Below are 20089 nucleotides of genomic sequence, written 5' to 3' on the forward strand. Positions count from 1 at the left end.
CGGATTGCTCCGGCGGGCCCCATTGTCTGACCGCTTACGGTCTGACCTTTAGCAGCCTGAAAGGATCAGGCCCGGACCTCGTGGGAGGACCAAGCTTCGGTCACCGTACGGGTTTGGGACAATGAGATCACTTGATCACCTCCTTTCGACTGTTGAACAGGACCTTCAAGTTGGGGTGCGTTCGAGCGTTCGTCAATCGCTTCCGACGATCGGCGACACCGTCACCTTCAGTCCCTCGAACATGACGCCGTCGGGGCCTTCCTGGCCGATCACGATGCTGGCGTCTCCGCCGCGGCGGATGATCAGGTCGGGCTCCACGGGCTGGGCGTCGCCGTCGATGATGGAGATCGAGAGAGCCAGCGAATCGTCGTCTCCGTCACCCTGGACCGGAGACAGCTGCGCGTTCATTTCGAACAGGCCGCCCGCGTCCTGCACGGTGACGTTCGCCGACCCGTCTTCCACCAGGACCGTCCGGGCGCCCACCGTCTGCACACCCTGATGGATCACCGTCAGTTCCAGCAGATAACGACCCGGCGTCCCGTCGGCCTGAATGGGACCGGCGGCGAGAACGAAGAGGGCGGCGATAGCGCTGAGCATCAAACATCTCCTGGTTGAGGATGCCCAGAATTCGCGGATTCAGTTGAGGCAAGGTTAACGCGCCGCGCCCCGGCCGAAAGCGACGGTGTCCCGCCCGATCGCGCCCTCGAACAAAGAAAAACGCCGGAGAGCTTGGGCTCCCCGGCGTCGTCCTTACGCTTACTGGAACAGCGACAGAAGGATCTGCGGCGACTGGTTGGCGATGCCCAGAGCCTGCACACCCAGTTGCTGCTTCGTCTGCAGCGACTGGAGCTTGGCGCTTTCCTTCGCCAGATCGGCGTCCACCAGATTGCCCACTCCGGATTCCAGCGCGTCCGTCAGTTTCCCGACGAAGGTGCGATGCGTGTCCAGAGCCTTCGCCTTGGTGCCCAGACGCGCCAGGGCGCCCGAGACCAGGTCGATGGAGGCGTTCACCAGACCCAGGGCCGCAGTGGCCTGGGTCGAGGTCCCGATGGTCGTGGTCGTCGTCACGGTGACGTTCGTCGACCCCAGCGACAGCACCTCGGGGGTGACCGTCAGGGTCGCCGTGCCCGCCGCGTTGGCCAGAGCCTGGAAGCCGGTCGCGCCGGTCTTCAAAAGGTTGATCCCGTTGAAGTCGGCGTTTGCGGCAACCGTGTTGATCTGGTCGCGGATGGCCTTGAAGTCCTCGTTCAGAGCGCCCCTCGATGCCGTCGACAGCGACACGTCGGTCGCCGCCAGTGCCTTCTCCTTCAATTGCAGCAAGAGATCCGAGATGCTCTCGCCGGCCGCCAGGCTCACATCCACCGCTGAACTGCCGCGGTCGAGCGAGGTTTTGACCGCCCCCAGGGCTCCGATGTCGGCACGTTGGCCTTGGGCGATTGCCCAGATGGCCCCGTTGTCCTTGGCGTTGGCCACCTTCTTCCCGGTGTTGATGCGGGTCTGGGTGGTCGCCAGCTCGGAGTTGGTGGCGTTCAGATTTTGCAGCGCGACGAGCGCGCCCAGGTTGGTGTTGACCGAGTTGGCCATGATGAAGTCCTTCCATTCTGGTCGGGGGAGCGGCCTTCTGGCCGTTGAACCGGTTCTGGTCCTGCGCGCGGTCTCGCAAGGACCAGGCCGGACCGATCAGTTTGAAAGGATTGGGAAAGTTTCGGAGGGTCGTCGGCGCTCGGCAATTTCTCGCCGGTCAGCGCCGCACTTTGCCCACCTGCAGGCGCTTCAGGCCGCCTGCTGACCCTGGGGCGCGAGGCCCTGCATGATCGACCGGTTGATGTCGATCAGCGGCTCGAAATCCTCCTCGCCGCGCATGACGGCCGAGGAGTGACGTCCGACGAACAGGCTGATGGAGATGATCTGGGCCTTCAGCGGATTGTTCAACTGATTGTCGCTGTCGGAGCAGTCCGTGGCCAGCACCGACCAGAGACGCCGGTTCCAGTCCAGGGCGTCGATCCGGGTCTTAACATCCGACTTGTCGACGCTCGCCGCGTGCATCAGGGCGCGGGTGACCTGGCCGAACAACCGGTACTCCATCTCACGCGGCGTCTCGGTCCGGTTCGACGTCTGCGAATAGGCCTTCAGCATCAGGTCAGGCTTTCCTCGTAGTCCACGATCTTCCGGGCGCTCATCAGGGCCTTGTAATACTCGCGCGTCATGACGTGCTTCGACGTCTGGACGCACTCGGCCATGATTTCGGGATTGCGGGTCGCGCCCATGAACTCGGTCAGGCGGGTGACGAACTCGTCGTACACCTTGGGCACGGCGGTCTCGTCCAGATACATCATCATGACCGGGAAATAGATGCGCTTGGCGGGGGTGGTGACCTCCTCCAGCTGCATGATGTCCTTCTCGCGCAGCACCGAAGCCTTGTTCTGCAGGATCAGGACGCCGCGGCGGTCGCCGTTCTGGACGACGGCGCCGTTCAGGACGAACTTCTCCCCCGGCTTCAAGGACAGCTTCAACGGCATGGGGTGCGCCTCCTTAGCGCCCGCGAGCCTTCGAGATAGCCCGTCGGTGACTGACACAGGCTAAACAGCCGTGGTTAATCATCTGTCTAGAACGCCCCCCGCAAGTGGATCGGCCCCCTCTCCCGTGCCCCCCCTCACCCGCTTTCTCTCACCGTGCACCCCGGCGAAGGCCGGGGTCCAGATGGAGGTCACCAAAGGTTCAGGCAGCACACCGACGCCCCATCCCGGCCGCCTGGGCGCTTGATCTGGACCCCGGCCTTCGCCGGGGTGCACGGATAAAGACGTCCAAGTTTGCCCAAGGATCGCCCAAATCCCCCAACGATTCCAAAGCCGCGAACTTTTAAGACCCCTCCGAACCGGCGCCCCCTCGAACATGCCTTATGATGGGAGCCATCCCGTCGTTGGGGAAGGCGTCCTGGGCCCAGGACCCGGACGTGCGGCGGGACCGATCGTAGCGGGATTGTTCGAGGGGCATGAAACCTCGGAGCCCGGCGGGCCTGAGCCTGCCGCCCGTCGCGGGCCTATCGCCTGAGGGTCCAAAGGACTCGGGATTCGTGGCCGGTCTTCGCCGAGGCGGGGATGCAGGCCCCCCCGGGGTGTCCGTAAACCCGCTGGGTGACGCTCGCGGACCCGGTCGGGGACGGAGCCTTCGGCGCGAGCCGAAAACAACAATCACAGGGTCCCCGTAACGCGAAAGCAGGGGGCCACTCCGGTTCCGGGCGAACGCCCAGGCTCCGTCGACTTCCCCACACCCGTTCGCAGCGGAAGGACGATGAGGCGTGTCTGACTTATCTCCCTCCCCCGAGTGGGAGGGAAAAGATCGCGACCCGTTCAGTGGGCGGCAGGCAGGGCTTTCAGGTCGGTGTCGATGGCGGCGATGGTCTCCGACGTGACCTGGCCCCCCGACATGGGGGCGACCTGGGCCAGGGTCATGTCCTGGAACTGCGGCAGGGCCGGGTGTTGCGAAACGCCCGGCAGGTGTTTCTCGACCACGGCCGCCGTCTCGGGGTTGGCCAGCAGGTCCTTGATCGAGCTTTCGATGGTCGGGCGGGCGGCGGCATGGGCCTCGTGGCCGGCGTGGGGAGCATGGTTCTGGGCCGGAGCCGAGGTGGTCTGGGCGGAGGCGGCGGTGGCCACGGCGGCGAGGGCCACGGCGGCGAAAACGGTCTTGATCATGGGAACAGCTCCGAAGGTGAGACGCACAGATGACGCTCAAATCGCGACAGCCTCAAGACAGGAACTTTCGCTGCGCCGCACTCGGCGCTAATCAGGGCCTATGACCGACACCCTCTCCTCCTCGAAACTGATCCAGGGCCGCACCGGCGACTGGGAAATCGTCATGGGCCTGGAAATCCACGCCCAGGTGGCGTCCAAGGCCAAGCTCTTCTCCGGCGCCGCCGTGGGCTTCGGCGCGGGCCCCAACGAGCAGGTGTCGCTGGTCGACGCGGGCTTCCCCGGCATGCTGCCGACGCTGAACAAGCACTGCGTCGAACAGGCCGTGAAGACGGGCCTGGGCCTCAACGCCGCGATCAACAGGAAGAGCCAGTTCGACCGGAAGAACTATTTCTACCCCGACCTGCCGACCGGCTATCAGATCTCGCAGCTCTATTATCCGATCGTCGGCGAGGGCGTCGTCGAGGTCGAGGCCGAGGACGGCTCCTTCTTCAACGTCGGCATCGAGCGCCTGCACCTGGAACAGGACGCGGGCAAACTGATCCACGACCTGTCGCCGACCGAGAGCTACGTCGACCTGAACCGCGCGGGCACCGCCCTGATGGAGATCGTTTCACGCCCCGACATCCGCTCGCCGGAAGAGGCCGTCGCCTACGTCAAGAAGATCCGCACCATCCTGATCTACCTCGGCACCTGCGACGGCGACATGGAGAAGGGCAATCTTCGGGCCGACGTGAACGTCTCCGTCTGCCGCGCCGGCAACTATGCGAAGTTCAAGGAAACCGGCGACTTCAAGTTCCTCGGCACGCGCTGCGAGATCAAGAACGTCAACTCGTTCCGCTTCATCTCCCAGGCCATCAACTACGAAGCGCGTCGCCAGGTCGAGATTCTCGAAGACGGCGGCAAGATCAACCAGGAGACCCGCCTGTACGATCCCACGGCCGGCGAGACCCGTTCGATGCGGTCCAAGGAAGAGGCCAACGACTACCGCTACTTCCCCGACCCCGACCTCTTGCCGCTGGAACTGGAACAGGCCTGGATCGATGAGATCAAGGCCCATCTGCCCGAGCTGCCGGACGCCAAGCGCCGCCGGCTTATGGCCGAGTACGGCCTGTCGCAATACGACGCCGTCGTCCTGATCTCGGACCAGGCCAAGGCCGACTATTTCGAGGAAGCCGCCAAAGGCCGTGACGCCAAGCTGGTCTCCAACTGGGTCACCAACGAACTGTCGGCTCGCCTCGCCGCCGCGAATCTCGAGTTCGACGCCAGCCCCCTGCCCGCCTCCTACGTCGCCGAGTTGGTCGCCCTGATCGAGGAGGGCGTCATCTCCTCCAAGATCGCCAAGGAGGTCTTCGACCACGTCTGGAACGGCGAGGGTTCGCCCCGCGCCGTCGTCGAGGCGCGCGGCCTGGTCCAGGTCAACGACACCGGCGCCATCGAGAAGGCCGTCGACGAGCTGATCGCCGCCAACCCCGACAAGGCCGCCGCCGTCGCCGAGAAGCCCCAGGCCCTCGGCTGGTTCGTCGGCCAGGTCATGAAGGCCACCGGCGGCAAGGCCAACCCGGCCTCTGTCAACGAGATCCTGAAGTCCAAACTCGGTCTTTGACATGAAAAAGGCCCGCCCGGATCACTCCGGGCGGGCCCTTCACGCCCACGCCGCTCTCTAGTTGGAGAGCAGCGAAACGATCACGCCCGTCGCCAGGGCCGCGAGCACCACGTCACCGGTATCGGTCCGGTAGTAGCCGTAGCCGCGCGGCGGAGGCGCATAGCCGTAGCGGTTGTAGTCGCGGACATACCAGTTGCTGCGGTACTGATATGGCAGGGTCGCGCCGCGATAGTAGCGGCGGTGATCGCGGTACTGATCGCGCTGGCCGCGACGGTAGTCGTTGTAGCGTTCGCGGTTGGTGTAGCGCCTGCCGTCCCAGCGATTATGGTCCGCACGACGCTCCCAGCGCTCGTAGCGGCCGTCGCGATCGCGATCTCCGCCGCGCCACTGCTGGGCCGAGGCGGCGACGGGGGCGGCGAGCGTGGCCAGGGCCACCGCGCCGATGACGAACAGGTTTGTCTTCTTCATTGCACTGCTCCTTTGAATGGACGGCGCGGGATGAGCGCGCCTTGCCCGACCTTGAGGAACAGTCTCGTCGCCGCGACATGAACTGCCGCTGAACGCCTCGTTTAGGAAACGAGCGCCCTGGTCTTCAGCGTTCGCAACGCGCCGCCGTCGCCACCTGGGTCGCCAGAACGGCCTTCACGGCCAAAGGCGTATCCGTGGCGATCACCACCGCGCCCTGATCGAACAGCTCACGGTACTCGGACGGATTTCCGTCGGCGGCGTACTGATCGTCCAGCCGTCGTCCCGGCGCGCCCAGGGTCCCGAACTGCGCCTCCACGCCCCGCTCGGCCAACGCCTGCCAGAGCGCAGGCCGCACCTCCCGCGTCCCGGTCCAGGCCAGGATCTGCGCCGCGTTCAACCCGTCCAGCCCCGCCACATCGCTCAGCCCAGCCGAGATCATCATCTCCGGCGCCAGGGCCGCCACCGCCCGCGCCGTCTCCGGCGAATAGGTGATCAGGATCACCCGATCCTGCGCCCCCGCCGACCGGACCTCTGCGATCACGGCCCGTGCCAGTGTCAGGGTCGAAGCCTCGTCTGCAGGCTTCAGGTCGATGCTCGCGATCGCCCCCACCCGCCCGGCAGCGTCCAGCGCCTCGCGAAGGGTCGGCGGCGGGGCATCGGTCACCGTGCCGTTCGTCGCCTCCAGCCGCGCTGCCCGCACCTCGGCGAAGGTCAGGTCGGCGACCTTGCCGGCACCGGTCGAAGTCCGCTCCAGCGTCTCGTCGTGCATCAGCACCAGCCTACCGTCGCGGGTCAGGGCGGCGTCGATCTCCAGAATCGCGCCCGGGATCGCCCGGCCCGTGGCCTCAATGGCGGCGATCGAGTTCTCCGGATGATCGTTCGCCGATTGGGCGCGATGCGCCGAGATCGCGACACCGCCGCTTCCCCGGACGCAGTCGAAATAGGCGGCCAGGGCCGGCGCATCGGCGTCTCCCCGCATCGGCGTGGCCGCGCAGGCCGAGGCCAGAAGGCCGGTCAACAAAGCAGGGACGACGAAACGGGTCATGATCAAGGCCTGAACTAACGAAGCGCCCTCATAGCCTCCAGAATCGACGGGCGTAAGACGGACCGAACCCTTGTCGCGCCGACCGTGCCGACGCATGTTCGGCTCGAGCGACCATCGGGAGAGAATCAGGTGCAGGATCTTGTCGGGCCAGCGATCGGTACGCTCGCGGCGGTGGCCGTCGGCGGCTACCTGCTGGGCTCGGTCCCGTTCGGTGTCCTGATCACCCGCGCCGCCGGCGCCGGCGACGTCCGCAACATCGGGTCCGGCAACATCGGCGCGACCAATGTGCTCCGCACCGGCCGCAAGGATCTGGCGTTGGCCACCCTGTTGCTCGACGCAGGCAAGGGCGCGGCCGCCTTGCTGATCGCCCGCCACCTGTTCGGCTCGGAACTGGTCGGCGCCATCGCCGGAGGCGCCGCTTTTCTCGGCCACCTGTTCCCCGTCTGGTTGGGCTTCAAGGGCGGCAAGGGGGTCGCGACCTTCTTCGGCCTGCTGATCGCCGCCTGCTGGCCGCTTGGGTTGATGGCCGGAGCGACCTGGCTGATCGTCGCCTTCGGCCTGCGCTATTCGTCGCTGGCCGCTCTGGTGGCCGCCGCCGCCGCGCCGCTCTACGCCCTGCTCCCCCTCCCTGCGCTGGGCCTGCCTGCGGCCCAGCCGATCTTCGTCCTGGCCATCGTCACGGCGATCCTGATCTATATCCGGCATCACGAGAACATCAGCCGCCTGCTCAAGGGAGCCGAGCCCCGCATCGGCGCCGCCAAGACGTGAGCCTGTCGGAAGCCGAACGCTTCGCCCGCCTGCGCCTCGCGCGCTGCGAGCGGGTCGGCCCGGTTTCCTTCCGCCAGCTGCTGGAGCGCTTCGGCAGCGCCCAAAGCGCGCTCGACGCCGTACCGGATATCGTCCGCAAGGGCGGCGGTCACGGGTATGCGATCCCGCCCATAGAGCGGATCGAGCAGGAACTGGCAGCCGGCGATAGAATCGGCGCCGTCCTGCTTGTCCTCGGCGACACCGCCTACCCGCCCCCGCTCGCCGCCGTCGATCCGCCACCGCCGCTGCTTTGGACACGGGGCGATGTCGGCCTGCTGTCCGGTGAAGCCGTCGGCGTGGTCGGCGCCCGTATTGCCTCGGCCGGCGGACAAAGGATCGCCCGTGGCCTTGCAACTCAGTTGGGTGAGGCTGGGTTCGTCGTCGTCTCCGGCCTCGCGCGAGGGATCGACGCCGCCGCGCACGCCGGATCGCTGGAGACCGGCACGGTCGCGGTACTGGGCGGCGGCGTGGACGACGTCTATCCGTCCGAAAATGCAGGCCTCTACGACCAGATTGTGGAACAGGGCTGCGTCGTCTCCGAAAGCCCGATCGGTGCCAGGGCCCAGGCCCGCGACTTCCCCCGGCGCAACCGCATCATCTCCGGCCTGTCGCGCGGAGTCATCGTCGTGGAGGCGGAACTGAGGTCCGGCTCCCTGATCACCGCCCGCCTGGCCGGCGAACAGGGCCGCGACGTCTTTGCCGTGCCAGGCTCGCCGCTGGATCCGCGATCAAAGGGGCCCAACGAACTGCTGCGCCAGGGGGCGATCCTCTGCGAAGGGATCGACGACATCCGCCGCGCCTTCGAGACCCTGCGGACGCTCCGTGAGCCGCCGAGCCATCATCCTTTCGACGACGTCCCTGACGAGATCGACGCGGCCTTCCTCGACAGAGTGGCTGATCTGCTGTCGCCGACGCCGACGCCCCGAGACGAGATCGCACGGGCCCTGAACGCGCCGATCGGCGAAGTCGCCGCCGCCCTGCTGGAGCTCAGTCTCGCCGGGCGGGCGACGCTCCTGCCCGGGGGATCGGCCTCGGTTTAGACTGCGCGCGGGCCGGCCGGTTGGGCGACAACGGTCCGCTTCATCGCCTCACCCGCCAGACTGGCCGCGCTTTCCAGAATCCGGGCCAGAGCTTCGTCGCCGTCCCAGCGCGCCATCTGAGCCAGTTCCAGCGCCATCGCGCCGATGTATTCCCGCACGGGGAACTCCGCCGGGGCCTCTTCCAGAGCCGCTTCGGTGGCGGCCACCCTTGCCGTTTCGCTCCCGCCTTGCATCGCCGTCGCCATGTTGATCGCCTTTCCTAAGCCCAGCACCGCCATAGGATACAACTTTGGGTATATTCGCAACCTTAACGAGAAGACCGTTCCACAAGTTTCGCCTGGTTGACAGGGTTCGCATCCCTGACCACGTTCCACCCCCCTCCTCCCAGACTGAGCCGTAATGAATCTCGTCATCGTCGAGAGCCCCGCAAAGGCCAAGACCATCAATAAGTACCTCGGCTCGGACTTCGAGGTTCTGGCGTCCTACGGGCACGTTCGCGACCTTCCGTCCAAGGACGGGTCGGTGAAGCCTGACGAAGACTTCGCCATGGAATGGGAGGTCGACGCCAGGGCGTCCAAGCGCATGTCCGAGATCGCAGAGGCCGCCAAGCGTGCCGACCGCGTCATCCTGGCGACCGACCCCGACCGCGAGGGCGAGGCGATCAGCTGGCATGTGCTCGACATCCTGACCAAGAAGAAGGCGCTGAAGGACACCCAGGTCGAACGGGTCACCTTCAACGCCATCACCAAGTCGGCGGTGCTGGAGGCCATGGCCAATCCGCGCCAGCTCGACATGGAACTGGTCGAGGCCTACCTGGCCCGCCGCGCGCTGGACTATCTGGTGGGCTTCACCCTGTCCCCGGTGCTGTGGCGGAAGCTCCCGGGCGCCCGGTCGGCAGGCCGGGTGCAGTCGGTGGCCCTGCGCATCGTCGTCGACCGCGAGATGGAGATCGAGCGGTTCAAGGCCCAGGAATACTGGTCGATCGAGGCCGATCTGGCCGCCGACAGTCCGCCGTTCACGACGCGTCTGGTCAAGCACGAAGGCAAGCGGATCCAGCGCCTGGACATCCCGTCGGAGGCCGTCGCCTTCGCCGCGCGTGACGCCATCAAGGCCGGCGACTTCACCATCAAATCGATCGAGAAGAAGCCGGTCCGCCGATTCCCCTCCCCGCCGTTCACCACCTCCACGCTTCAGCAGGAGGCGTCGCGCAAGCTCGGCTTCGACGCCCAGCGCACCATGCGCGCGGCCCAGAAGCTGTACGAAGGCGTCGACGAGACCGGCGGCCTGATCACCTATATGCGGACCGATGGCGTCCAGACGACGCCCGAGGGCATCGCCCAGGCCCGCGAGGTCATCGCCGACACCTTCGGTCCCGCCTTCGTCCCGGCCGAGGGCCGCCAGTACAAGACCAAGGCCAAGAATGCGCAAGAAGCGCACGAGGCGATCCGCCCGACGAACATCGCGCGTCGCCCCGACAGCCTGCGTCTCGAGAGCGACCTGCAGCGGCTCTACGAGCTGATCTGGAAACGGATGGTCGCCTCCCAGATGGAGGCCGCACGCCTGGACCGGACCACAATCGACGTCGAGACGCCCGACGGCCAGACCGGCCTGCGCGCCACCGGCCAGGTGGTGACCTTCGACGGCTTCCTGGCCGTCTACGAGGAAGGCCGAGACGAGAAGCAGAAGGGCGCCGAGACCGAAGAGGACGACGACACCGCACGGCTGCCCGCGCTCAAAGAAGGCGCCAAGGCCAAGGTCGAAGCCGTCCGCACCGACCAGCATTTCACCGAGCCGCCGCCGCGGTTCTCCGAGGCCACCCTGGTCAAGAAGCTGGAAGAGCTCGGCATCGGTCGCCCCTCGACCTATGCCTCGATCCTGACGACCCTGCGCGATCGCGAATATGTCCGCATGGACAAGAACCGCTTCATCCCCGAGGACAACGGCCGCCTGGTCACCGCCTTCCTGGAGCAGTTCTTCGGTCAGTGGGTCGAGTACGATTTCACCGCCGCGCTGGAGAACCAGCTGGACGAGGTCTCCGCCGGTCAGGCCGACTGGAAGGCGCTGCTGCGCGAGTTCTGGTCCAAACTGAAGCCCGCGACGGCTGCCGTTCTGGAGCGTCAGGGCGTCATCGACGAGCTGGACGAGGCGATCGGCCCCTTCCTGTTCCCGCCCAAGGAAGATGGTTCGGACGCGCGTCTGTGCCCGCTGTGCAAGACCGGGCGGCTGCATCTGAAGGCCAGCTTCAAGATGCGGTCGTCCTTCATCGGCTGCTCCAACTATCCCGAGTGCCGCTATACGCGAGGCTTCGGCGCCGGCGAGAACGCGGGCGAGGAGGCCGGCGGCGACCGCGACCTGGGCGTCGATCCCGAGACCGGCCTGCCGGTGGCGCTCAAGATCGGGCGTTTCGGCCCCTATGTCGAAACCGCCAATCCCGGCGAAGAGAAGCCTAAACGGTCGTCCCTGCCCAAGGGCTGGAGCCCGGCGACCCTGACCCTGGAACAGGCGGTGCGCCTTTTGGCCCTGCCGCGTCCGGTGGGCGACCACCCCGAGGACGGCAAGCCGATCACGGCGGGCTTGGGGCGGTACGGACCGTTCATCCTGCACGCGGGCACCTATGCCAATGTCGCGGACATCGACGAGGTGTTCGAGATCGGCCTGAACCGCGCCGTGGTCCTGCTGGCCGAGAAGCGGGCCGGCGGGTTCAAGGGACGCGGCGCGGCCGTCGCCCCGCTGAAGGATCTGGGCGCCCACCCGGAGACCGGCGAGCCGGTCCACGTCATGGCCGGCCGTTTCGGGCCGTATGTGAAGTCCGGCAAGATCAACGCGACCATCCCCAAGGGCACCGCGCCCGAGGACATGACGATGGAGGTCGCCGTCCCCCTGCTGGCCGCCCGCGCCCTGGTCGCGCCCAAGTCCAAGAAGGCCCCGGCCAAGAAGGCGGCGGCTCCGAAGGCGGCAGCGGCCAAGAAACCGGCGGCGGCGAAGAAGCCCGCCGCCAAGAAACCGGCCGCGAAGAAGGCCGCACCGAAGAAGGCTTCGGCCAAGAAGGCTCCGACCGAGGACTGACCCTCGGTCGGAGAGCCGGCCGGCCCTATCCCACCCGACCGGCCGCGACCGCGACGGCGTCCAGATCGGTCAGGGGTTCGACGGTATCGCCGGTCACGAGGACGGCAGGCGCATCGGCATAGGGGGCGCTGGCCTTGCCGAGCGCGGTCAGGGTCGCGACGACGCCCTCACCGAAGGCGAAGACGGGCGCGCCCTTGTTCCAGGCGCGGGTGATGGCGTCATCGAGGGCGGCGCGGGTCTCGCTGTCGCCGGACCCGGCGGGCACGACCAGGGCCTTGAGCGCACCGCTGTCGATGTCGGAGACATCGGCGGTGGCCAGGACGCTGGTCCCGCCGACATTCAGTCCGGCCTCACCGACCGACATGGGCGCCAGAGACAGGCCGTTGGAGCGCAGAACGGTCTCGGCTTCCGGCATGTCGCCGAAATTCATGGCGCGACGCATGGCCAGACCGACGCGGGCGCGAATGGGCGCCGGGCGATAGCCGTAGCGCGAACCGGGGTTGGAGCGGGGGGTGAACGGGGCTTTGCGTTGAGCGAACAAGACGTCTCCTTCAGGGTTGTCGGGTCCTGAAGGGCCTCTCCGAATAGAGTTCGCACACCGGCGCGAGAACGCGTCGGCGGACGAGGGAAAGGGTTCAGGATCGAATAGAGGTGGGCAAGCGGGGCCGTGATTTCAACCCGGTCGGGGCGGCCTCACGGGTTCGTCATACGCGGGTGATGCGGATGCAACCGTGTGTGGCTTGCCTTGCCCGCCCCACCCGACCTCGCTTCGCTGAGGCGGCGCTGTGATGCGGGTGGTAGGCCTGTGTGGCTTGCCTTGCCGTCCCCACCCGACCTCGCTTCGCTCGGCCACCCTCCCCCGCGGGGGGAGGGAGAAGAATTTCGCCAGACACGGGTCATCGTCCTTCCGCTGTGAACGGGTGTGGGGAAGTCGACGGAGCCTGGGCGTTCGCCCGGAACCGAGGTGGCCCCCTGCTTTCGCGTTACGGGGACCGATTGATTGTGTTTTCGGCTCGCGCCGAGGCTCCGTCCCCGACCGGGTCCGCGAGCGTCGCCCAGCGGGTTTACGGACACCCCGGGGGGGCCTGCATCCCCGCCTTGGCGGAGACCGGCCACGAATCCCGGGTCCTTTGGACCCTTAGGCGATAGGCCCGCGACGGGCGGCAGGCTCAGGCCCGCCGGGCTCCGAGGTTTCACGCCCCCCGGACAATCCCGCTACGATCGGCCCCGCCGCACGTCCGGGTCCTGGGCCCAGGACGCCTTCCCCAACGACGGGATGGCTCCCATCATAAGGCATGTTCGAGGGGGCGCCGGTTCGGAGGGGTCTTAAAAGTTCGGGACGTTGGAATCGTTGGGGAAATCCGGCGATCCTTTGCCAACTTCAGCGCCTTCCTTCTCCCCCTGCGGGAGAAGGGACAGGTGAAGCTTCTCCCTGCGCTTTGCGCCCGCTAACCTCGCCTCATGAACGCGCTGACGCTGCTGAGGTCCGTCGAGGAGCTGCTGTACGAGGTGGTCTCGTGGCTGGTCTTCTATCCGAAGACGCTGTGGATGACGCTGAGCCGGCCGTTGCGGACCCTGGCCTATTCGGACCGCGAGCAGCACGACAAGCCGGATCAGCAGTATCTGGACACCCTCAGCCCGCCGCTGTTCCTGGTGCTCAGCATCCTGCTGGCCCACGGGATCGAGCTGGCGGCCGGGCTGCACCTGGATCAGAGCCGCACGGCCTTGGGCCGGATGATAACCTCGAACGACCAGACCCTGTTGTCGGTGCGTGCGCTGGCGTTCAGCCTCTACACCGTCGCCTATGCGACCCTGTTCCTGGTGTTGAGCAAGAAGCGGATCGACCGCGAGACCGTGCGTGCGCCCTTCTTCGCCCAGTGCTTCCTGTCCGGCTCCCTGGCGATCCTGACCAGCGTGGGGACGACCGGCATTCGCTATCCCAGCGATGTCGCGACCCTGGCGGGGCTGGCGCTGATCCTGGTCACGGTGGTGTGGTTCCTGTGGGTGCAGACACGCTGGCTGGCGCGGATCGAGGGCGTCGGCAGGGCGGCGGCCTTCGGGTGGTCGGTGGCGGCCTTCGCGGCGTCCACGGGGGCGGTGATCGGGATTGGGGCAGTGATCGGTTGACCTTCTCTCTCCCAAAGGGAGAGGGCTTTAGCGCACGGCGGCGAAGCCGTCGTTCTGGTGCGAAAAGGTGAGGAGTTACGGTCCATGACGCGTCAGACACCGACCGACTTCGCCCGCGCGCTGCGACAGACGCAGACACCCGCCGAGGCCAAACTCTGGAAGGCGCTGCGTTCAGGCCGCCTCGACGGTTGCAAGTTCCGCCGTCAGCACGCCATCGGACCTTACTTCGCCGATTTCGCCTGCGAGGCCCTGATGCTTGTCATCGAACTGGACGGCGGGGTGCATGACGATGACGAGCAGGTTCTGAAGGATCACCTCAGACAGCAGCATCTCGAAACCCTCGGCTGGTCGGTGCTGCGGTTTCCGAATGTGGAGGTGATGGCGCGGCTCGCCGATGTGCTGGACGCGATCCGCGATCACGCGAAACTGGCGCGCCCCTAGTCTTCCCTCTCCCGGAGGGAGAGGGCTTGAGGCTCGCAGAGCGGAGCGATGCGTCTTCAGCCGAAAGGGTGAGGGGTTGTGCCCTCACCGGTTGGCGACATTACCCCTCACCCTTTCGCGCAAGTCCGATCGCCTGACGGCTCCCGGGCGCTCAAGCCCTCTCCCTCCGGGAGAGGGAAGGCCCGGCCGACGCCGTCTCCACCCCGGCCAGGCGGCGAACAACGGCTCGGCCGTCGGCGAGCGGATGCGGTTGCGGAAGCAGAGGAAGAGGAGATTGGTCAACGACGATGCTAATTGAACAGCTTCCGGACAATGCTCGTGGAGGAGCTTAGCGCTCAAAAAACGCTCAACTTAATGCCGCAAGCCTAGACTTTCTGCCAGAACCGTTGATTTAATCGAACGGGGCGCTGCAACACCAAGTTACAAAGAATCCTGATGGCGGCCGAGGGGGGACTAATGGAGGAGGCTAAGCGGCAATTTCGAAAGGGGTTTCAAGTTGATGGAACCGCCCTTGCAGGCATGTTTGCTACTACCACACAACATCTTGCTAAAGTGGGAGATGGGCAAGTTACGTCAAACTTTAAAGTCGAGCTAAAAGATGGAAGCTCTCAGACTTTGCCGAACGTCGCCGCAGTAACGGCCCTGCAGAACGTTGGCAGGAAAGAAATTCGGACGATCGAGTTCCAGTCTTCGACATCAGATAAGTCGTCTCCCTGCTCAATCTACATCGTCATCGGAGAACCGGAAAAATCGAAAGATCCAACGGTCTCATATTCTATAGAAGGTAAAGAGCGAGAATGGGTTCGATCCACTCAGATTGACATAGACGATTTTGTTTCCGGCATATCTAGACCAAACATAGCAAAGACTCTATCGCTCGCACGCATGATAATACCGCTACTTGTTATGGTCGCAATGATAGCACTTATGTATTCTCTATTTGCTAACGTTGAGAATATCCCAACTGGTAATATTGATGCCCTTAAGTCTTCCCTTTCTGGAAAGGAAGATGCAGCCTCTGCAATATTAGCTTACGCAGAGTGGCAGCAAGAATCAGCTAAGAATATGTCATCCAGATCCGGAATTTCCTCAATGAAATGGATCCTACCCCTTATGGCCCTAATGCCGATTTCGGTTGCCCTAAGTCATGGAAATATAAATAAAATATTTAAGTCTTACGTATTTTATACGGGTGGAATGGTCAGCATTGTAAATCAGAGGCGGACTATGCACAGCATATTTTGGTTAGGTATCGTACTTGCGATAGCTGTCGGTCTTCTCGTCAACTATTTGAGCGCTTCGATATCCTGACGGCACTAAAGCGGAATATTATCGTGTTTTTTCCACGGGTTCGTCTGCTGCTTGTTCTTCAGCGTCCGTAGCGCCCGGATCAACCTCCGCCGCGTCCCATGCGGCATGATCACGTCGTCGATATAGCCCAGTCCCGCCGCCACGAACGGGTTCGCGAACCGTTCCTTGTACTCGGCCTCGCGCGCGGCGAGGGCCTCCGGGTCGCCGGCTTCCTTGCGGAAGATGATCTCGACCGCGCCCTTGGCGCCCATGACGGCGATCTCGGCCGAGGGCCAGGCGTAGTTGACGTCGCCGCGCAGGTGTTTGGAGCTCATCACGTCATAGGCGCCGCCATAGGCCTTGCGCGTGATGACGGTCAGCTTTGGCACCGTGGCCTCGGCATAGGCGAACAGCAGCTTGGCGCCGTGCTTGATCAGGCCGCCGTACTCCTGGCGCGTGCCGGGCATGAAGCCGGGGACGTCGACGAAGGTCACCAGGGGGATGTCGAAGGCGTCGCAGAAGCGGACGAAGCGGGCGGCCTTGCGGCTGGAATCGATGTCCAGAACCCCGGCCAGGACCTGGGGCTGGTTGGCGACGATGCCGATCGGCTGGCCGTCCAGGCGGCCGAAGCCGCAGACGATGTTCTTGGCGAAGTCCGCGCCGATCTCGAAGAAGTCGGCCTCGTCCACCGTCTTCAGGATCAGCTCCTTGATGTCATAGGGCTGGTTCGGATTGGCCGGGACCAGGGTGTCGAGCGAGGCCTCGTCGCGGTCGGGGTCGTCGTAGGAGTCGCGGACCGGCGGCTTCTCGCGGTTCGACAGGGGCAGGAAGCCGATCAGGCGGCGGACCTCCGACAGGGCCTCCAGATCGTTCTCGAAGGCGCCGTCGGCGACGCCGGACTTCTGCGAGTGGACGCGGGCGCCGCCCAGGTCCTCGTGGGTGACGACCTCGTTGGTGACGGTGCGGACCACGTCGGGGCCAGTCACGTACATGTAGCTCGTGTCCTTCACCATGAAGATGAAGTCGGTGATGGCCGGCGAATAGACGTCGCCGCCGGCGCAGGGGCCCATGATGACGCTGATCTGGGGGATGACGCCGCTGGCGAGCGTGTTCTGGAGGAAGATGTCGGCATAGCCGGCCAGGCTCTCGACCCCCTCCTGGATGCGGGCGCCGCCGGCGTCGAACAGGCCGATGATCGGGGCGCCGTTGGTCAGGGCCATGGTCTGGAGCTTGACGATCTTGGCCGCGTGCGCGCCGCTGAGCGAGCCGCCGAAGACGGTGAAATCCTTGGAGAAGACATAGACCAGACGGCCGCCGATCGTGCCACGTCCGGTGACCACGCCGTCGCCGGGGACGCGCTGGGTCTCCATGCCGAACTGGTGCGAGCGGTGCTCCACGAACATGTCGGTCTCTTCGAACGAGCCCTCGTCCAGCAGCACCTCGATCCGCTCGCGGGCGGTCAGCTTGCCCTTGGCGTGCTGGGACGCGATGCGGGCGGGGCCGCCGCCTTGGCGCGCGGCTTCGCGGCGGGCTTCGAGCTGGTCGAGGATGGCTTTCATGGGGGCGGTCTCCGTGTCGAAGACGAGGCTTAGAAGCCGGGACGCCGAGGAGCAAGGCAGGCTAGCGGGAGGCATGCTCCAGAGTTGCCGGTCGATAGGGATGCAACTTCGAGGTTGCCCTACGCAGATATTTGAATAACGTTGGTCTCCAGAAGAGGGAGGGGCGAATGCGTTTGAAGGCAGTTGTGATCTTGATATCGGGCCTGGCGCTCGGCGGGTGTTCGACACTCTATCGAGGAGCCCCGACCTACGCGTCGCCGCCGATGGACATCGAGCAGCAGGTGCAGTTCGACGTCGCCGTGTTGCTGGGCTCGCCTCAAGACACCCGCCTCGAAACGGCGATCATGAAATTCTCCGGCCGCGAAGCCGAACGAAACCGGGTGGCAGGTGCGCTGCTGCTGGCGTCCGATCGCAACTGCGACATCTACCTGGAGAATCTACGGGGCTATCAATCCGCCTGGCGAACCGCCTTCAGTCTGGCGGGTGTCGGCCTGGGCGCCGCAGGGGCGATCGTGACGGGCGCGGACACCGCCCGATTGCTGAGCGGCCTGACGGGCGCAGCCAGTGGTGCCCAGGGCAAGCTGGACGAAAACCTGATGGGCGGCATGGCGTCGGAAATCCTGGTGTCGGGCGTTCGCGCGGGTCGGGAGCCGATCCGGGCGGAGATCGTCGCCAACATGCAGAAGCCCTATCCGCAATGGCCGGTCGAACTCGCGATCGCCGACGTCATCCGCTACCATGGCCGATGCAATGTGGTGTCCGGTCTCACCACTGCCCAGCGGGCTGTCGAACAGTCCGTCCGGCCGCAAGACACCGGTGGTCGCCAAGCCCCCGTTACGCCGACGCCTCCGACGGGCCCGACGACCGTTCCCCGTATCTAGAGCCGCCTCTGCTCCGCCAGCTTGTCGACCATCCAGACGCGGGCCTGAGGGATGGGCTTGTTCTGGGGGTGGAACACGAACTGTTCGAGGAAATGTCCGGTCAGGTCGAGGCCTGAGCGGACGTCGCCCTCGCCGAGGCCCGCCTGGGCGCCCAGCATGAAGGGGGGCAGTTTCAGCAGCTTGTCGGCATAGGGGGCACCGGCCTCGCGGGAGACGGCGCGGCCGGTGCGGGGACTGACCCATATCAGGTCGTCCATCGTGCCGGTGACGGCGCAGCGGGAGAGGTCCAGGCCGAAGCCGAGATCTTCCAGCAGACCCGCCTCGAAGCGGACGAAGATGGCGGGCCAGACGGACGGGATCTGGAACGCCGCCATCAGGGCCTCGAAGGCCAAGAAGGCGCCGGGGTGGGGCTCGCGTTCAGGAAGCGCGCCCTGCGCCACGGCGGCGGCGGCGGCGAGGCCGGTCAGGGCCAGACCGTCATCGAACAGGGCGCTGGGCCCCTCCCCCACCGGCTCCAGACGGGCCGAGCCGAGGTGGTCTGAGGTCCGCGCGCGGTAGTCGGCGATGACCCGGGCGCCGGGCTGCAGGAAGGGCTTCATGCGCCGCGACGCCCCGCCGGCGACGAAGGCGGCGTGACGGCCGTGGGTCTCGGTCAGCAGGTCGACGACCACCCCGGTGTCGCCATGAGCTCGCGCCGACAGGACGAAGGCCTCTTCGTGGAATTCCATCAGGGGGTCGTCGTCTCTTTTGCCGCTTCATAGGCGCCGATGATCCGGGCGATGGGGCTGGCCAAGTCGTTGGGGACGGCGAGGCTGAGGACGTACTGCTCGATCTTCCAGCCGTCGTCGGTCAGCCGCATGACGCCCGAACCGCGCGTGCGGCCGTAGGATTCGTTGGTCAGTTCTTCCTCGAACCAGGCGATGCATCGGCACGCGATCTGGGCGATGGTGATGGTCCGGTTCGTGGCCGGATAGGACCAGCCGTTGCCGCGATCGAAGTGCGGCGTGGCGTAGGCGCGGAACTGTTCGACGCTCCAGTGCTCGCCCGCGTCGGTGCCGACGAAGCGGGCGTCGGGCGTGTAGAGAGCGAAATAGGCGTCGGCGTCGGCGGCGGCCGAGGCTGCGTTCAACTGGTCCAGGACGGCCGCGACCTGGGCCTCGGGGGCGGCTTCCGGCGTGGCCTGGACGGCGAGCGCCATGGCGATGGCTGCGAACATGGCGGGGCCTCCTTGCGGGTGAGACCGAAGCCTAGACCTACTCGCCGCTTTCCGGAACCGGATAGGTCGACGGCTTCAGCACCTTGGCCAAGCCGATCAGGTTGCGGGCGGCGTTGCGGCCCACGCGGTCGGAATAGTCGTGGCCCTGATCGGTTTCGACATAGTCGGGGCCGGGCCCCGGGCCGAGGTGCCAGTAGGTCCAGCTCTGAGCCGGGATGGTGAAGCCCATGTCGATCAGACCCTGCGAGATCGTCGCCACGATGTTGTGGGCGCCGTCCTCGTTGCCGGTGACGACGATGCCGGCGACCTTGCCGAAGGCGACGGGACGGCCCGTGTCGTCGATTTCGCCGAACCAGGCGTCCATGCGTTCGAGCGCGCGCAGGGCGACGCTGGACATCTGGCCGAGCCAGGTCGGGGTGGCGAAGACGACGATGTCGGCGGCCTTCAGCGTCTTGTCGACATCGGGCCACTGGTCGCCGTCGCCCTCGTCGCCGCTGACGCCGGGTTTGATGTCGAGATCGACGAGACGGATCAGTTCGACCTCGGCGCCGCCCTTCTCCAGTTCGGCGATGACGACCTTGGCTAGGGCCTCGGTGGAGGATGTCGCCGGCGAGGGCTTGAGGGTGCAGTTCAGGACGACGGCGCGCATGGGGATCTCCGGTTTGGGTCGAGAGAACGGACGGTGATCGAGCCTGTTCCTTCACTCCCTTTCGTCATCCTCCGGCGAAGCGAAGCGAAGACCGGGGGACGCAGCGGCGCGCGGGAGCGCGAACCTGCCACACACACGCCCGCTTCCGACATCGGGGCTGAACAGATCGCCTTCGGCGCCGCTGCGTCCCCCGGTCTGCGCC

At 65.9% G+C, this 20089-nt stretch carries 21 protein-coding genes; 8 read left to right on the top strand and 13 right to left on the bottom strand.

Going from position 1 to position 20089, the window contains the following annotated elements:
* Positions 1 to 192: 192 nt before the first annotated feature.
* From ACW171_RS06600 to ACW171_RS06620, 5 genes are all read right to left on the bottom strand, one after another.
* Positions 193 to 597: a hypothetical protein gene (locus tag ACW171_RS06600; RefSeq protein WP_492096286.1), complete on the bottom strand. Its 405-nt coding sequence runs from the start codon at positions 595 to 597 to the stop codon at positions 193 to 195.
* A gap of 159 nt (positions 598 to 756) precedes the next feature.
* The gene (locus tag ACW171_RS06605) at positions 757 to 1584 is read right to left on the bottom strand and encodes a flagellin (RefSeq protein ID WP_492096287.1); all 828 of its coding nucleotides are present in this window, start codon (positions 1582 to 1584) and stop codon (positions 757 to 759) included.
* A gap of 189 nt (positions 1585 to 1773) precedes the next feature.
* Positions 1774 to 2139 carry a flagellar biosynthesis regulator FlaF gene (gene flaF, locus ACW171_RS06610; protein WP_492096596.1) on the bottom strand — a complete coding sequence of 122 codons (366 nt, stop codon included), beginning with the start codon at positions 2137 to 2139 and terminating at the stop codon, positions 1774 to 1776.
* Entirely contained in the window at positions 2136 to 2519 is a 384-nt protein-coding gene (gene flbT / locus ACW171_RS06615; protein WP_492096288.1) for a flagellar biosynthesis repressor FlbT, read from the bottom strand. Before flbT ends, flaF begins: the two co-directional genes overlap by 4 nt.
* A gap of 831 nt (positions 2520 to 3350) precedes the next feature.
* Positions 3351 to 3695: a hypothetical protein gene (locus ACW171_RS06620; protein ID WP_492096289.1), complete on the bottom strand. Its 345-nt coding sequence runs from the start codon at positions 3693 to 3695 to the stop codon at positions 3351 to 3353.
* Between the two features lie 100 nt (positions 3696 to 3795).
* Between ACW171_RS06620 and gatB the strand changes: the two genes are divergently transcribed.
* The gene (gene gatB / locus ACW171_RS06625) at positions 3796 to 5298 is read left to right on the top strand and encodes an Asp-tRNA(Asn)/Glu-tRNA(Gln) amidotransferase subunit GatB (RefSeq protein ID WP_492096290.1); all 1503 of its coding nucleotides are present in this window, start codon (positions 3796 to 3798) and stop codon (positions 5296 to 5298) included.
* Positions 5299 to 5355: 57 nt separating this feature from the next.
* On the opposite strand, the gene ACW171_RS06630 is transcribed toward gatB, so the two are convergent.
* A complete protein-coding gene (locus tag ACW171_RS06630; RefSeq protein WP_492096291.1) occupies positions 5356 to 5766 on the bottom strand; it encodes an RcnB family protein in 411 nt (136 codons plus the stop codon).
* Between the two features lie 124 nt (positions 5767 to 5890).
* Positions 5891 to 6811, bottom strand: coding sequence for a glycerophosphodiester phosphodiesterase family protein (locus ACW171_RS06635; protein ID WP_492096292.1), 921 nt, complete (start codon positions 6809 to 6811; stop codon positions 5891 to 5893).
* A gap of 129 nt (positions 6812 to 6940) precedes the next feature.
* Between ACW171_RS06635 and plsY the strand changes: the two genes are divergently transcribed.
* Both plsY and dprA read left to right on the top strand, forming a co-directional pair.
* Entirely contained in the window at positions 6941 to 7579 is a 639-nt protein-coding gene (plsY, locus tag ACW171_RS06640; RefSeq protein ID WP_492096293.1) for a glycerol-3-phosphate 1-O-acyltransferase PlsY, read from the top strand.
* Positions 7576 to 8658 (top strand): DNA-processing protein DprA, encoded by a 1083-nt coding sequence (gene dprA / locus ACW171_RS06645; RefSeq protein WP_492096294.1) that lies wholly within the window; start codon positions 7576 to 7578, stop codon positions 8656 to 8658. Before plsY ends, dprA begins: the two co-directional genes overlap by 4 nt.
* On the opposite strand, the gene ACW171_RS06650 is transcribed toward dprA, so the two are convergent.
* On the bottom strand, positions 8655 to 8864 hold the full coding sequence (locus ACW171_RS06650) for a hypothetical protein (protein ID WP_492096295.1): 210 nt from the start codon (positions 8862 to 8864) through the stop codon (positions 8655 to 8657). The genes dprA and ACW171_RS06650 overlap by 4 nt on opposite strands.
* A 193-nt stretch (positions 8865 to 9057) precedes the next feature.
* Here ACW171_RS06650 and topA point away from each other — a divergent pair, with 193 nt between their 5' ends.
* Complete coding sequence (topA, locus tag ACW171_RS06655; RefSeq protein ID WP_492096296.1) at positions 9058 to 11724, top strand: type I DNA topoisomerase; 2667 nt, start codon at positions 9058 to 9060, stop codon at positions 11722 to 11724.
* 25 nt (positions 11725 to 11749) lie between these two features.
* Here topA and ACW171_RS06660 read toward each other — a convergent pair whose 3' ends face one another.
* Positions 11750 to 12265 (bottom strand): hypothetical protein, encoded by a 516-nt coding sequence (locus tag ACW171_RS06660; protein ID WP_492096297.1) that lies wholly within the window; start codon positions 12263 to 12265, stop codon positions 11750 to 11752.
* 920 nt (positions 12266 to 13185) lie between these two features.
* Here ACW171_RS06660 and ACW171_RS06665 point away from each other — a divergent pair.
* The 3 genes from ACW171_RS06665 (at position 13186) to ACW171_RS06675 (ending at position 15603) form a co-directional block, all read left to right on the top strand.
* Positions 13186 to 13851, top strand: a complete 666-nt coding sequence (locus ACW171_RS06665; protein WP_492096298.1) for a hypothetical protein — start codon at positions 13186 to 13188, stop codon at positions 13849 to 13851.
* Between the two features lie 84 nt (positions 13852 to 13935).
* Positions 13936 to 14292, top strand: coding sequence for an endonuclease domain-containing protein (locus ACW171_RS06670; RefSeq protein WP_492096299.1), 357 nt, complete (start codon positions 13936 to 13938; stop codon positions 14290 to 14292).
* Between the two features lie 435 nt (positions 14293 to 14727).
* Complete coding sequence (locus ACW171_RS06675) at positions 14728 to 15603, top strand: hypothetical protein (protein WP_492096300.1); 876 nt, start codon at positions 14728 to 14730, stop codon at positions 15601 to 15603.
* A 5-nt stretch (positions 15604 to 15608) separates the two neighbouring features.
* On the opposite strand, the gene ACW171_RS06680 is transcribed toward ACW171_RS06675, so the two are convergent.
* Entirely contained in the window at positions 15609 to 17141 is a 1533-nt protein-coding gene (locus tag ACW171_RS06680; RefSeq protein WP_492096301.1) for an acyl-CoA carboxylase subunit beta, read from the bottom strand.
* Between the two features lie 167 nt (positions 17142 to 17308).
* On the opposite strand from ACW171_RS06680, the gene ACW171_RS06685 reads away from it, so the two are divergent.
* Positions 17309 to 18022: a hypothetical protein gene (locus tag ACW171_RS06685; protein ID WP_492096302.1), complete on the top strand. Its 714-nt coding sequence runs from the start codon at positions 17309 to 17311 to the stop codon at positions 18020 to 18022.
* On the opposite strand, the gene recO is transcribed toward ACW171_RS06685, so the two are convergent.
* Genes recO through ACW171_RS06700 form a run of 3 tightly spaced genes read right to left on the bottom strand, consistent with a single transcriptional unit; the run spans position 18019 to position 19887 of the window.
* Positions 18019 to 18750 (bottom strand): DNA repair protein RecO, encoded by a 732-nt coding sequence (recO, locus tag ACW171_RS06690; RefSeq protein WP_492096303.1) that lies wholly within the window; start codon positions 18748 to 18750, stop codon positions 18019 to 18021. The two genes, ACW171_RS06685 and recO, sit on opposite strands and share 4 nt — an antisense overlap.
* Positions 18750 to 19238 carry a nuclear transport factor 2 family protein gene (locus ACW171_RS06695; protein WP_492096304.1) on the bottom strand — a complete coding sequence of 163 codons (489 nt, stop codon included), beginning with the start codon at positions 19236 to 19238 and terminating at the stop codon, positions 18750 to 18752. The genes recO and ACW171_RS06695 overlap by 1 nt, the downstream gene beginning before the upstream one ends.
* Before the next feature lie 37 nt (positions 19239 to 19275).
* Positions 19276 to 19887 (bottom strand): flavodoxin family protein, encoded by a 612-nt coding sequence (locus ACW171_RS06700; protein WP_492096305.1) that lies wholly within the window; start codon positions 19885 to 19887, stop codon positions 19276 to 19278.
* Positions 19888 to 20089 lie beyond the last annotated feature (202 nt).

It is taken from the genome of Brevundimonas sp. FV1ye28, from assembly GCF_058681135.1.

Bases quoted from the DNA above. Each gene is read 5' to 3' on its own strand.
- ACW171_RS06600 (WP_492096286.1), bottom strand. From the start codon at position 597: ATGCTCAGCGCTATCGCCGCCCTCTTCGTTCTCGCCGCCGGTCCCATT.
- ACW171_RS06605 (WP_492096287.1), bottom strand. From the start codon at position 1,584: ATGGCCAACTCGGTCAACACCAACCTGGGCGCGCTCGTCGCGCTGCAA.
- flbT (WP_492096288.1), bottom strand. From the start codon at position 2,519: ATGCCGTTGAAGCTGTCCTTGAAGCCGGGGGAGAAGTTCGTCCTGAAC.
- ACW171_RS06620 (WP_492096289.1), bottom strand. From the start codon at position 3,695: ATGATCAAGACCGTTTTCGCCGCCGTGGCCCTCGCCGCCGTGGCCACC.
- gatB (WP_492096290.1), top strand. From the start codon at position 3,796: ATGACCGACACCCTCTCCTCCTCGAAACTGATCCAGGGCCGCACCGGC.
- ACW171_RS06630 (WP_492096291.1), bottom strand. From the start codon at position 5,766: ATGAAGAAGACAAACCTGTTCGTCATCGGCGCGGTGGCCCTGGCCACG.
- ACW171_RS06635 (WP_492096292.1), bottom strand. From the start codon at position 6,811: ATGACCCGTTTCGTCGTCCCTGCTTTGTTGACCGGCCTTCTGGCCTCG.
- topA (WP_492096296.1), top strand. From the start codon at position 9,058: ATGAATCTCGTCATCGTCGAGAGCCCCGCAAAGGCCAAGACCATCAAT.
- ACW171_RS06665 (WP_492096298.1), top strand. From the start codon at position 13,186: ATGAACGCGCTGACGCTGCTGAGGTCCGTCGAGGAGCTGCTGTACGAG.
- ACW171_RS06670 (WP_492096299.1), top strand. From the start codon at position 13,936: ATGACGCGTCAGACACCGACCGACTTCGCCCGCGCGCTGCGACAGACG.
- ACW171_RS06675 (WP_492096300.1), top strand. From the start codon at position 14,728: ATGGCGGCCGAGGGGGGACTAATGGAGGAGGCTAAGCGGCAATTTCGA.
- ACW171_RS06680 (WP_492096301.1), bottom strand. From the start codon at position 17,141: ATGAAAGCCATCCTCGACCAGCTCGAAGCCCGCCGCGAAGCCGCGCGC.
- ACW171_RS06685 (WP_492096302.1), top strand. From the start codon at position 17,309: ATGCGTTTGAAGGCAGTTGTGATCTTGATATCGGGCCTGGCGCTCGGC.
- recO (WP_492096303.1), bottom strand. From the start codon at position 18,750: ATGGAATTCCACGAAGAGGCCTTCGTCCTGTCGGCGCGAGCTCATGGC.
- ACW171_RS06695 (WP_492096304.1), bottom strand. From the start codon at position 19,238: ATGTTCGCAGCCATCGCCATGGCGCTCGCCGTCCAGGCCACGCCGGAA.
- ACW171_RS06700 (WP_492096305.1), bottom strand. From the start codon at position 19,887: ATGCGCGCCGTCGTCCTGAACTGCACCCTCAAGCCCTCGCCGGCGACA.